At 37.2% G+C, this 13347-nt stretch carries 12 protein-coding genes and 1 riboswitch; of the genes, 1 reads left to right on the top strand and 11 read right to left on the bottom strand.

Translation table 11 applies throughout. From position 1 onward, the window contains the following. Positions 1-25 precede the first annotated feature (25 nt). The 4 genes from ACIQXJ_RS19905 to ACIQXJ_RS19890 all read right to left on the bottom strand — a co-directional run bounded on the left by ACIQXJ_RS19905 (position 26) and on the right by ACIQXJ_RS19890 (position 3373). On the bottom strand, positions 26-985 hold the full coding sequence (locus ACIQXJ_RS19905) for an ABC transporter substrate-binding protein (protein WP_403056833.1): 960 nt from the start codon (positions 983-985) through the stop codon (positions 26-28). 1 nt (position 986) lies between these two features. Further along, positions 987-1529, bottom strand: a complete 543-nt coding sequence (locus tag ACIQXJ_RS19900; protein ID WP_403056830.1) for a hypothetical protein — start codon at positions 1527-1529, stop codon at positions 987-989. 154 nt (positions 1530-1683) lie between these two features. Continuing rightward, positions 1684-1893, bottom strand: a riboswitch (cobalamin riboswitch). Positions 1894-2047: 154 nt separating this feature from the next. Beyond that, a complete protein-coding gene (locus ACIQXJ_RS19895) occupies positions 2048-2593 on the bottom strand; it encodes a glutathione peroxidase (RefSeq protein WP_403056827.1) in 546 nt (181 codons plus the stop codon). 231 nt (positions 2594-2824) lie between these two features. Then, a complete protein-coding gene (locus ACIQXJ_RS19890; protein WP_403056824.1) occupies positions 2825-3373 on the bottom strand; it encodes a hypothetical protein in 549 nt (182 codons plus the stop codon). Positions 3374-3466: 93 nt separating this feature from the next. Here ACIQXJ_RS19890 and ytvI point away from each other — a divergent pair, with 93 nt between their 5' ends. Beyond that, complete coding sequence (gene ytvI, locus ACIQXJ_RS19885) at positions 3467-4525, top strand: sporulation integral membrane protein YtvI (RefSeq protein ID WP_403056822.1); 1059 nt, start codon at positions 3467-3469, stop codon at positions 4523-4525. A 352-nt stretch (positions 4526-4877) separates the two neighbouring features. Here ytvI and ACIQXJ_RS19880 read toward each other — a convergent pair whose 3' ends face one another. From ACIQXJ_RS19880 to ACIQXJ_RS19850, 7 genes are all read right to left on the bottom strand, one after another. Further along, positions 4878-6044, bottom strand: a complete 1167-nt coding sequence (locus ACIQXJ_RS19880; RefSeq protein WP_403056819.1) for a C40 family peptidase — start codon at positions 6042-6044, stop codon at positions 4878-4880. Positions 6045-6514: 470 nt separating this feature from the next. After that, positions 6515-8500, bottom strand: a complete 1986-nt coding sequence (locus ACIQXJ_RS19875) for an ABC1 kinase family protein (RefSeq protein ID WP_403056816.1) — start codon at positions 8498-8500, stop codon at positions 6515-6517. Between the two features lie 249 nt (positions 8501-8749). After that, the gene (locus ACIQXJ_RS19870; RefSeq protein ID WP_403056813.1) at positions 8750-9700 is read right to left on the bottom strand and encodes a c-type cytochrome; all 951 of its coding nucleotides are present in this window, start codon (positions 9698-9700) and stop codon (positions 8750-8752) included. 462 nt (positions 9701-10162) lie between these two features. Then, positions 10163-10870 carry a DsbA family oxidoreductase gene (locus tag ACIQXJ_RS19865; protein ID WP_403056810.1) on the bottom strand — a complete coding sequence of 236 codons (708 nt, stop codon included), beginning with the start codon at positions 10868-10870 and terminating at the stop codon, positions 10163-10165. A gap of 10 nt (positions 10871-10880) precedes the next feature. Continuing rightward, the gene (locus tag ACIQXJ_RS19860) at positions 10881-11657 is read right to left on the bottom strand and encodes a sulfite exporter TauE/SafE family protein (RefSeq protein WP_403056807.1); all 777 of its coding nucleotides are present in this window, start codon (positions 11655-11657) and stop codon (positions 10881-10883) included. Between the two features lie 133 nt (positions 11658-11790). Continuing rightward, on the bottom strand, positions 11791-12018 hold the full coding sequence (locus ACIQXJ_RS19855; RefSeq protein WP_401013169.1) for a sulfurtransferase TusA family protein: 228 nt from the start codon (positions 12016-12018) through the stop codon (positions 11791-11793). Between the two features lie 53 nt (positions 12019-12071). Then, on the bottom strand, positions 12072-13199 hold the full coding sequence (locus tag ACIQXJ_RS19850) for an MBL fold metallo-hydrolase (RefSeq protein ID WP_403056804.1): 1128 nt from the start codon (positions 13197-13199) through the stop codon (positions 12072-12074). Between the last annotated feature and the right edge of the window lie 148 nt (positions 13200-13347).

Genomic DNA, 13347 nt, shown 5'->3' with positions numbered 1-13347 from the left:
AATGAGTGGCTTTCACCATTTATATTTATTTAAATAATTCGGGATAGACTGCTTTTGCTACCATCTCAACAGCTTCACCAATACGTGGACCGGGACGATTTGAAATATCAGTATCAATATAATTTACTGCTTTATCTTGAATAGCAGTAATTGTATTCCATCCATCACGCCCAAGGATTTCTCCTACTGAGTCTTCTACATAGTTTACTGTTGTTAAAATAACTTGAGGATTTTTCGCAATAACATCTTCCTCAGAAACTTTTACCCATCCTGTTTGATCACCAAATACATTGTTCACATTCGCTGCATCAAGAATCTCTTGTTGGAAAGTACCAGCTGCTGTTGTATAAATATCTGGCTTAGGGCTAATTTCTAAGTAAACATTTTTAGGTGTTTCTACACCTTTTACTTTTGCTTGCACATCCGCGATTTTTGCTTTAATATTTTCGTTTAATTGCTCACCTTTATCTTTAACGCCCATCACTTCAGCAATTTGTTGAATATCTCCATATACATCTTCAAATGATGCTGCTGATTGAATAGCAAATACTTTTACGCCTGCATCTTCAAGACCTTTTAGCGCATCTAATGTTTCGGCATTGCCTGTTGAATAAGCTATGACAACATCTGGCTTTAATGCTACAATTCGCTCAGTGTTGAATGTTACAGAATCAGAAACACGTTCAATATCTTTCGCTTCTTCAGGGTACGTATCATATTCAGTTGCACCAATAACTTTATCGCCAACACCTAGTGCAAATAGGATTTCTGTGTTACTCGGTTGTAATGACACAACCGTTTTTGGTACTGCATCAAAGGCTACTTCTACATCGCGATCATCTGTCACTTTGTAGCCTGTTTGCTCAGCTTGTTGTCCTGCTTTTGATGTATCGTCCTTTTTTGCTTCATTTGCTGTGCCGCACCCTGTCAATACAAGTGCTAACATTAACACGGTAAGCCATTGGAAATTAAATAGTTTCTTCACTTTACACATTCTCCTTCTTTTTCTTCATCGGATATGACTTGCTTATAAACGGAATTTCAGCAATTCCAGCCTGTTGATTCATGTATACAGCCATTACAAAAAATACATTAGCCAATAATCCTAAGTAATCGAAAAGGATGGCTGGTACTTCTCTTTCCTCAGAAACTTTATGTAGAACACGGTATGATTTTTTTGCCTCACTACGACATAAATGAAGCGCAGTTGCAGCACCCGTACCTTGTGGTAAAACAAAGTTCTGAATTTCTTCCTTTACATGCCCCACATAAAAATCATAGCGATCGCTAAGCCATAACAAATCTTCTTCCGTTACCGCTAATTTGCCACGTACTGAGCCATTTACATGGTAGGCCATTGGCAAAATAGTCAATAGATCTGTCGCCACTACTTCAACTTCTTCAGCTTTTACAGCCGTCAATGCTACACCGACATGAGTTGTTAAACTATCCGTACGAATCTCAAAATCTACAGTAGATATTTTTTCACGCATGAACGGGTAGCAAGAATAACGGGCATCTTTTTTCATACTTAGTCCCTTCTTTCTTTCATGAACATATTTTGCTTTAAGGTGCATAAAAAAACGCCGCTCCCTAGGGAACGACGAAAATAGCATATATAGTGCCGCCTCACGCGACATTGCCTATGTATTTGCCGTATATCCTCCTAGCTTCCGAAGAGTTTTTATACATTAAATAAAGGTCGGTCTCCTGGCTCGTACAGCTCACTACCCAATGCAGTAGCGATATCATAAAACCTTCCCATCTTGGGACTTTCCCTTTTCGACAGTGGCATTTTTTATGATTCTTGTACTTACAGTTGCGGAAACAGCTTCGGTTTTACACCGAATTCCCGATTATGCTAAAGTTAGCACCATTATTCTGCAAGAATTATTCACTTGATTAGCAGTTTATCATATATTGATTTGAAAGAGTAGTTGTGAGATTGTGGAATATTCGAATATATTTATACAAAACTTAGCACTATTTCTACATAGTGATCAGCTATTTGTTATTCCAGCCTAAAAATTCTGATTAAAATAGCTAGCTATAAAATTTTTTCAATAGCTTGTTCAATATCTAATTGTGAATCTGTTGGTTCAAAGCGCTCAACTGTATTACCTTGATTATCTACTAAAAATTTCGTAAAGTTCCAACGAATGTTACGTCCATCTAAAAAGCTAGGTGCAATTTGGATAATAGCTTCAGCTAACATCTTCTCCTGCATATTCACTTTTCCGAATTCACGAAAATCTACTTCATGCTTTAAATAATTGAATAACGGATGGGTCTTTTCTCCATTAACCTGAACTAGTTCAAAAATCGGGAAAGTTACCCCGTAGTTAATTTGGCAAAGTTTCGTTGTCTCCACTCCATCTTCTGGGTTCTGGTGCCCAAACTGATTACACGGGAAACCTAAAACAACGAAATTCTCCTTGTCGTATTTATTATACATTTTTTGTAAATCTTCAAACTGATATGTAAAATCACATTGGTTGGCGGTGTTGACGATTAACATTGTCTTTCCTCGATACGTCTCCATTGATAAAATTTCACCGTTAGGTTTTTTCACTAAATAATTATAAATCCCCATTTTCTCGACCCTTTCTAATTTACAAAATTATACTGTTATTATGCTATATACAGTTGCATATTTACGTGTTTCCTTTTTATAGATAGTTTCTAGCTCTCACTTATACCATAGCTCACATCAGTATATAAGACCTACAAAACACTGAATCCATCCTCCTATTTTCATTATAATCAATAACTTTCCTTTCTTCAAAACAACACACTTGGGCATAAAAATAGCCATCTCGCTATTTTAACGGATGGCTGTTTTATATTTCTTTTTGTATTTTATATCCTGCTCTTCATCTATTAATCTCTTTGCAATATCCAGTAAGTTTTGATCATTCGTAGCATCAAACAACTTCTTGAAGGAGACAATAATATCATATCGAATACGCGATGGTTGCTTTTCATCGATACATGTTTGGAACCTTTTCGCTAAATACGAAACAATTAGATCCCTTTGAACTTGTCCAGCAAGCCCAATTTGCCAAATTGCTTGAAGAGCATGCCTTGCTGTTACTGTTTTTTCATCATATGTTACTGCCCAAATTTTTAAAAAATCATCCAGAACACGCTCTTCCGGGTCACTTTTTGCTGCTAATGCACATAAAAACTGTGCTGCCCGTGCACGAGCATGTCCATCTGTATATGTAAGGGCTTTAATAAGCTGTTCCCAAACAGCATATGTCCAATCTACTGGTTCTTGCATAATTTTTATCAATTTTCTATACGACTCGTATTCAATCTCACGGTCACGCTCTGTTAAATTACTAAAAAGTTGCAAAATCTCTTTTTCCATGATTTATCCCTACCTTCATTCTTTCAGAACGTTTTCAAATTTTAATTTTTTTATGTTACACTTTACTTAATAATAACGATAAAAGGAGAGCTTATGAATAGAACTATAACTCGAAAGTTGATTATACGAACGCTAGCGATTATATGCCTACTTATAGCCGTATATTTTATCATTCCTGTCTCCGTGCCAATTATTTTAGCAGGTGTTACAGCTTTTTTATTAGAACCTATTGTTATGTTTTTTAAAAGAAAATGGAAAATGTCGCGAAAAATAGCTGTTGCTTTTATATACATAGTAAGCGTTATTTTTATTTCTATTATTTGTTACTTTACTATTACACAACTAATGTCGCAAATTATTTCCATTTCAAAGCAAGCACCTTACTATATCTCTAAATTATCCGAGATGTGGGGTCATATGCAAGAGAATATTTCAAAATATACAGAAGACTTTCCAACTGAAGTGAGTGCTTCACTTCAAAAAACGACAACCGACTTCATTGAGAAAGTTGAAGACTCTTTTTTAAACTTCTTTAATTATACCAAAGTTACGACCTTCTTTTCACAAATTCCAAGCCTCTTTATAAGTCTTCTTGTTTATATGATCGCCCTATTTCTATTTATGCTAGATTTACCAAAATTAAAACAGTCAACTTATAAATATTTAAAGCCTACAACTGAAGAAAAATTGAAAATTATTACTAATCGTTTAAAAGACGCATTTTTCGGTTTTATGAAGGCTCAGATTCTTGTCAGCTTTATTATAGCTGGGGTTACACTTGTAGGTTTACTACTTGTTCAACCGAAATATGTGATAGTAATGACCATTATTATTTGGATTATTGATGTTATCCCTTTCCTTGGTTCAATTATTATTTTAGCACCTTGGGGAACTTATCACCTCCTGATGGGGAATACAGCGATTGCCATTAAGCTCTTTGTTCTTGCAGCTATTTTATTAATTATTCGCCGAACTGTCGAGCCTAAAGTAATGGGTGCACATATCGGTTTACCCCCTCTGCCAACCTTAATTGCGATGTTTATCGGTTTACAATTGTTTGGCGTCATCGGCTTACTCGTAGGACCATTTGTTATCATCTTCCTCTTCGCCTTAAAAGAAACAGGAGTTATCAAATTGAATTTCAAAATTTAATATAAGATTTTAAAAAATATACTGCAGTTAGGGAAATTCTATTTGATGGGCATCACACAAGTATAAATACCAAAAGGCACTCTTTGTTCTTTTTAAACAGAGGGTGCCTTACATTTTTGTCTATTTATGACTACTAGAATATGAAGTTATAAATTGATTAACTCCGCTATCTTTAAGAAGCGTTCGATTATTACCGCTCCTTCTACACGGGTAATGTATGCAGTTGGAGCAATCGTTTTATTCGTGTAATTTCCAAATAAAAAATAGCACCCATTATCGTTACTTGATAATGAATGCTATTTAATAGTTTATTTAACTTTTTTGCTATTAAAATCGTCTAACTAATATAGGCTTATTGAATACGACCGAAGCCTACTAAATATTGGTTCCACCAATCAAGTGACTCAATGACTACCCCTTTATTTTGAGCATCAATCATTGTGTTATTACCAAGGTAAATACCAACATGCGCTACGCCTGAGCCATAGCTGAAGAATACTAAGTCACCAACACGAGCTTCACTTGCTGAAATTCGTTTTGTTGATAAATATTGTTGTGATGCTGTACGAGGTAATGATACACCCGCTTGCTTGTAAGACCATTGTACAAGACCTGAGCAGTCAAAGCCTGTTGTAGGATTACTGCCACCCCAAACATATGAACGACCTAGGAATTGCTTCGCTGTAGAAATAGCATCACCTGAAGATGCAGTACCTGCACCAGATCCAACTATGATTGGTTGAGGTTTGCTACCACCGTTATTTTTACCGCTATTGTTATTATTATTGTTGTTATTGTTGTTGACATGAACTACAGGTGTAGCTGATTGAAGTGCACGTAAACGAGCTGCTTCTTCCTCAGCTGCCTTACGCTCTGCTTCAAGACGTTCTTCTTCTTGCTTCGTTGCAATTTGTGCCTTTAATGCAAGTGATTTTGCTTGGTTTTCAGCTTTTTTCACTTCCATTTCGCTTTCCTTTTGTTGAAGCTCTTGGAATTGTTTTTGAAGCTCTTTTTGTTTCTCGTCTAATGTTGCTTTTTGTTCTTCTAATTTCGCCTTGTCTGCTTCTTGTTGATTTACTAGCTCTTGGTCAGCATCCATTAATGTTTTTACCGCTACGACACGGTCCATTAAATCTGCAAAGCTCTTTGCTTCTAGAACAACGCTTAAGTATACACCCACTGTGTTATCTTGTGCTTGGTATGCGGCCATACGCTCACTTAAAATAGTTGAACGTTGCTCAATACGTTTTTCAGTTTCAACAATACCTGCATCTACTTCTTTTATATCTGCTTGTACTTGGTTAAATACTTTAACTTTTTGATCAATTTCTTGTTGAAGCTGGTCTAACTCTTTTTCTAAATTTTTAACTTCTGCATCAATTTTCGCTTTTTTATCTATCATTTGCTGAGACGTTTCTTCAGCGTGTGCTTCAATCGGTTGAACTGTATTAAATAATAGGCCGCCTGCAAGTGCTAATGCTAGCACCATCGACTTACGCCATTTATTACGCTTACCCATGGGTCTTCATTTCCCTTCATCTATCAATTTCGCTCTTTATTTTCCTATGTAAATACTTGAACGATCAATTTAAATTCTTATGTTTTTATTAGCCTTTTAAAGTTTAGCATTATTGCCGTAACTTTTATACTATTTCCCGCCGTTTTAATAGTTTAGTAAAACTCGAAATATAATTGTAACATTGTAACGAATACGACATTTTTCTACAAAACGCTAATATAACGCTACAAATTACTACAAATTTCTCTAATTAACACCTTCCACCTTGGTTATTTGTAATCTTTTTGTAATATAAAAAGGTAGGAGAATCATCCCCTACCTCAAACTGTATCCAAACTCATAGAATTAAACTACTTCCATTATATTTGTTCGAAACACCTGAATATTGTAGATTGTGAAGACCACAAGGAAATATGCAATTGACGACTTTTAGTTGCTTAACAAGCAATTTATAATAGCATTGTCTTCTCCTACCTCATGGAGCGTAGCGCTTGAATAGATAGTCGTACTAATAAAATTGCACATAAGAACAACCCTAGATAAGCGGCAGTATTCAAATACACTGCATACGGCTGATGAATGAATTGAGAAATTGCTAGTAGTGCAACCGAGATAATACCAAATGTAATACCGACAAGTAATAAAACAAAACGTGCAAATAGCTGGGTAATGAAACGTGAGTTATGGTCATCTGAAAAAATATCATGATGCAATATAATTTTTCCGCTTTCTACTCTTTGAATAAGCTGATCGATACGTCTTGGCATTTTTCGTAAAGTAGGAATCAGCATCGACAGTTCTTCCTGCACTCGATCTTTTGTCGCCATCGGTTCTTTAAATGGTCTTAAAAATGCAGCTCTCATATAAGATGCAGAAAAATCTTTAGCTTCTGTAAAAATATCAAATTGCGAATCAATCACACGTAAAGTCCCATCTAATGTTACTAATGATCGAAGCGCTAAACCAACAGAGGGATAAAACGCAAGACCAAAATCCCGTACGACAGTAAACAACGAATGTATCAATTCTTCAGTTGGAATACGATCTACATAGGATATTTTGAGTAATATTTGGTCCATTGCCTGTTCTACTTTACCACGATCCGCATGGTCCTTATTTTCTACTAGCAGCATTAAGCCATCGTATAAAATACTAGAATCATTTTGTTGAATACCTAATAAAAATAACTTTAAGCCTTCCTGTTGAGTAGCTCCTAAGCGCCCCACGGCTCCGAAATCGAGGAGAATTGGTCCCCCATCTGACTCATCAATATAAATATTTCCCGGGTGCGGATCTGCATGAAAAATTCCTGAAAATAACATTTGTTCAAAAAAGGAATACAAAATTGTTCGAGCAAATTGTCTGCGATCTATATTCAATCGTCTAAATTCGGAAGACCCCTCAGCCACACTTTTACCACGAACGTATTCCATTACAATGATGTCTTCATCACAAAACTCTGTATATATTTTAGGGATACGTACTTTATATTCACTTTTGGCAAGAGCATTCGTTACTTGTAAAGTATTGCGTACTTCAATATCCAAATGAATCTCTTCTCGTAAGCCGTCTGCAAATGCTCCCGCTAATTCTCGGAAGCCTAACGACTCTGCCCAAGTAGACTTGTTTGCAAACCAATTTGCAAATTCCTCTAAAATATCAAGATCATCACGCATAATTCCTTTTACTTCTGGACGCAATAGCTTGACTACGACTTCTTCATAATTTTTCAGTCGTGCCTTATGTACTTGTCCGATAGAAGCTGCTGCCAATGGCTCCATATGAAAGTTTGTAAATACATCATCTACAGACATTGGTAGGGATTCCTCTAAAATCTTTGTAACTTGCTCGTGCGGTAAAGGCTTTACACTTTGCTGTAAATGCTTTAACTCATCAATAATAATAGGAGAAAATAATTCTTTGCGCGTTGAAAGTACTTGCCCGAATTTAATGAATATCCCGCCGCATTGCTCCAAAGTTGTACGTAATGCAACAGCAAGCTCCTTCTCATTTTCCCGCTGCCTTGCATATTTAATCGTTTGCACTATACCATTTGTCACTGCTATTTTTAGCACCTGACGCAATCTCTTCTGCTGTCGCCAGTAGCTACGTAATCTCAACAATATTGATTTTTGCCCATTGCGTCGCTCTCCACCTTTAATCCCTATTGGATCAAACAGTTCGAATACCAGATAGAGCAGCATGGAGATAAGCAACATACTACCTATCCAAATAAGCGTACTTACCTCGGTAACGGTTTGCATCATCGACTCCGATAAAAAATCTCGATGACGCAAATAGGAATACCAATAAACAAAGGACGTAAGCGTAACACTAATAACAACAGATAGTACTCTTCGTACAAAGTTAATATTAGAGCCTATTAAACGACCACTAACAAAATAAATAATTCCTGCAACAAATATAATTTGAATAAGTAACTTCAAGTAAACCAACAAGCGCCACCTCCCGTTGTTTTTCCTAATACTGCTAGTATACCAAATTCATGTACTAACTTTCTTTTCCGAACTACTAGGGACAGCAAGATAAGTTGGAGGCAGTTCCACTATTTTCTCTTATGCATAATAGGACTTCTTATAACGTAAAAATCCACGTCGCTTCTCGCGTGCTTTTCGTAAGCCGCAGGAATCTCCATGGATTTTACTGACAATATTCAGAATTGTTTCGGTGTCTGGCACTTATTTTTAATTCGTAGAAAGCACTTGCGCCCAATCAATCGTGCCATTTTTTACTTGATCACGCTTCTCTTTATCCATTAAGTCGTTCGGACGACCACCTTTTGGCCAGTCTTTATCATGGTTGGCCCATTCAGGACGATCCTGCGATAAAATGTAGGCAGCTAAGTCAGCGGCATCTTGATCAGATAATGTACCACCCGCTCCAACTGGCATATTATTTTTAATGTAGCCAGCCATTTTGGACATACGTGCCATACCCGCACCATCATTAAAGGAATTATCGCCCCATAATGCTGGACCTGTGTTAGCGCCGGTACCAGAGCCATCTGCAGCATGACAAGCAATACAAGATTGCGCGTATACTTCTTCGCCGTTCGCTACATCTGGAACAGGTATGTTTTTCATATTACTTGTACCTGCCCATTCACGCTCTGCTCCAATCGGTACTCCTTGTGAAATATAAGCAAAATAGGCAACCATAGCTTCAAGCTCGTCACTGTTCATTTCAAACTTCTTGCCGTTCATACTTCTTACCATACAGCCATTAATGCGTTCTTCAATCGTCACAATTCCTCCAGAACGAGCGATATATTGTGGATAGTTAGCCATAACGCCAACTAAAGAAGAGGCTTGTTCATCATAGCCTGCACCTGCATGACAGCTTGTGCAAGATAACTGATTTCCTACATATTCATCCGCAGCAACGTGCGTATTATTTACAAGCTCATAACCATATAAAATAGCTTCTTTCATCGGTCCATCAGGTACTTCTTCGATACTCGGTGGAGCGTAGACTACCTGTTGAGAAGCTGCCGTTGTTGGAACTTGTGTCTGTACTGCCGCTTCTTGCGTCTCACCATTCGCATCACCTAAAATTTTGTCACTGATCACTGCCCCAACAAAAAGTGTAGCGGCTAATAAGACTGTTCCCGCTATACCAGTAGCAATTTTCTTCATTACCAATACCCCCTTTGAATGTTAATTTTATTCTAGCAAGATAATATATGGCACGATGTGACTTTTCTCACACTTCACAGTAATAGAACCATAAAGACGATAAAAATGGAATTATCATACAAATTATTTTGTTCTATAACAATAGAAACAATCCTTAATACCTCTTGAAGTACCTTATTTTTTCTGCTAAAACCGTACTGTCTACATTGCAATATCCACTGTTTTCGGTAAAAAACAACAAAAATAGTATGCCAGAAACACTTGGCATACTATTTACTCTAAAATTGCAAAAACCACTTCACTTTCTGGCGTGCACAGTGTAAGTCGCAACGCTCGTTCCGCCTGGTCTATTGCGTCTTACATCTTGTGTTGTTCCTGCTGAAGTGTATGTGGGTTTTTACTAAGATACTTACAATTTAATATTCATAAAAATTCAAAATTGTTCTGGTGCCTGCCACTTTCTTAGTATTTACATTGGTCATCAGCACATGTAGCATCTCCATGTCCAACTAGATTGAAAGTTGGTTTAATGCCTGCAATTTCTGCTGCTTGATGCAATGTACGCACGAATACTTCATTTGGCTCAGCACCTTTAATGCCGTAACGATTTTCAAAGACGAAGAACGGTACGCTTTGTACGCCAATCTGTTGGGCATCATAGCGATCTTTATCCAACTCTTCCATAAAATCTCCTGTATTATTCAGCACTTCTTTTGCTGTTGCTACATTCAAGTTTAGTTCTTTAATAACCGCTAGTAAAACAGCCTCATCATTTAAATCTTTACCTTCTATTAAATGAGCAGCCATTAAAGCTTCCGTATAAGCCGCTTCTTTACCAAATTGTTTCGTCCATTTTGCTAGTCGATGAGCGTTTTCAGTATGCACTTTTTTCATCTCCACAAAATTATATGCAAGATCAACTTCTTTAGCTCGTTCTATCATCCCCGCTGTCATTTGTTGGGCTTCTTCAAACGTCACTTTTTGGTGTGCCATGAAATAATCATAATAATTTTGACCAACCTCTTTGGATGCGCCCGGATCAATTTGGTAAGATTTAAATTCTATTTCTACTTGATTTGTATATCCTGCCTCTTTTATTGCGCGCTCTAATTCCTTTTTCCCGATATAACAAAATGGACATGAGAAATCTGAAAACACTTCAATTTTCATAGTACCCCTCCTATAAAATATCCATCCAAATTTTCACTGCAGTGGCTAAAATCAGGACAGCTAATATTCCTTGTAATACTTTCGTATTCAAACTTTTACCTGCCTTTGCCCCCAATGGTGCTGCTATTAAACTAGCTACAATCATTATAGCCGCTGGGTAATAATCGACTTGACCCGTTATTAGTTTTCCTGTTGTCCCTCCAACAGAGGAGATCAACGTAATAGCTAAACTTGTAGCAATTGTCATACGTGTTGGAATTCTTAGTACAACAAGCATTATCGGTACAAGAAGGAATCCACCAGCTGCCCCCACAATGCCAGAACCAATACCGACTATAAATGCTAAAATAGCTGCTACTGACTTATTAAATGTAACCTCATTCATCGACTTCTCATCAATTTGTTTTTTAGGAATAAACATCATAATTGCAGCAATGAGTGCCAATATTCCATATACAATGTTGATTCCCGCCTCCGATAAATATCGGGAGCCAAAGCTACCTAAAAAGCTACCTGCTAAAATGGCTCCGCCCATATAAATAATAAGTGATTTATTTAAATAGCCACCTTTACGATATGCCCATACCCCCGCAATTGAAGCAAACAAAACTTCTACAGCACTAATACCCGATACCTCATGCGCTGTAAAAGCCGTAAATCCGAGTAAGGAGGGAATATACAGAAGCATAGGGTATTTAATAATGGCTCCTCCAATACCTAGCATACCTGATACAAAAGAACCTACAAAGCCAATTATAAATATTGTAATTACCCACGATATAGCCATTCAGTTTTCCTTCTTTCAAGTCTTTTACACCTTGTCCTCTATTCATAACGAGGTATATCAAGGCAAATATTCCAATGAATTTTAGAATGAAGATGAAAGGTGAGTGTCCTCATTTGAACACTCACCCCTCGCATTACGCTTTTTGAATAAAGAATGTAATGACGCCAGCGTCTTCCGATTTATCTAAGATCGTATGACCTCCCGCATTAGCCCATGCAGGAATATCCGCTAAAGCTCCTTTATCCGTTACTTGTACTTCTAAAACCTCACCTGAATTCAGTGTATCAATTGCCTTTTTCGTTTTCACGATAGGCATTGGGCAAGATAAACCCTTTGCATCTAATTGTAAATTCGCGTTCATGTTATGTTAATCTCCTTTTAAATTGTGTGAGAATCGTGTGGGTGCCTGGCACTCTATCTAACTGCGCAGCGGTTCGGCCCGATTTCCATTTCTGTTTGTTCCTCTAATGCTGGTGTTACTTTCCCCATATTCACTTGGCGAATTTCCTGATACGCATTTGGTTGTGGCGGTAAATTATTTGTTACAATGTTGCGGAATGTCTCATCATCGTCAATATTTAAGCCGTGATTTTCTGCAAATAATTCCCCTAGACGCTTCGCAACAGTACCATCATCATTTAATTCATCAATAATCATAAAATGGGCAGGTAACACAACTAAATCCTCCGATAATTCACGGTAGCGCTTATAAAGCGTTTCTCGTAAATCACCAACCCAGTCTTCTGCTAGTCCTGCCAAATCAGGGCGTCCAATCGAATCGATAAATAAAATGTCACCAGTTAATAAATATTTGCTATCTACAACAAACGATGTCGAGCCAATCGTATGACCCGGTGAATAAAGTGCACCTACATCAATTTTCGATGCACCAATTTGCAAAGTAGTGCCATCTACTAATGGCGTATAATCAAATAAGACCTCTTCTGCATCCTTCGGCGGTAAGTAATAGGCAGCGCCTGTTGCAGCTGCGATATGACGACCACCTGAAATATGATCAGCGTGTAAGTGCGTATCAAAGACATGTTTAATGTTTACGTTTTTCTCTTTTGCAAAGTTTGTAAATACATCTGTGAAACGGACAGCATCAATAATTGCTGCTTCACCTTCCGAAATAACCATATACGATAGACAGCCTTTACCTAAACGGACGAACTGGTATAACTCGCCCCCACCAGTTAAATCGCCTACTTTAATTGGTTCTAAATATTCGCTCCACGTCTTCATACCACCCTCTAAATAAGCAACTGAACGTCCAGCTTCTGATAGCATCTCAGCTACCATCATCGAAGAACCTTCCTTTGCACAAACAACTAATACATCTTTATCCGTTGGGATTTTAGGTAAAATTTCTTCAACACCATCTAAAAGCGCAAAATACGGAATATTTAGGTACTCAAATTTGTGCCCATCAATTTTCCAATCTGCAAATGCATCTTCATTACGTACATCCAAAATAAATAAATCATCATTTTCGATAACTTTTTTCGCTACATCAGCAGCGTTCCATTTTAATACTGACACTAATATTACCCCCTTAGGTATTATATTGCTTATTTTTTAAGCGGAAAGGACATGCCCCTCCGCTCACTTGCTTCATTGAGTAAAATCAATTACGTATCGATTTAATTGCTTTCAAATATTGTCCGAGTGTACTTGAAAAACTCCTCTT

The sequence above is a fragment of the Lysinibacillus sp. NPDC097868 genome, from assembly GCF_044761135.1.
GTDB lineage: Bacteria > Bacillota > Bacilli > Bacillales_A > Planococcaceae > Lysinibacillus.
This window is presented reverse-complemented; position numbering and strand designations above follow the sequence as displayed.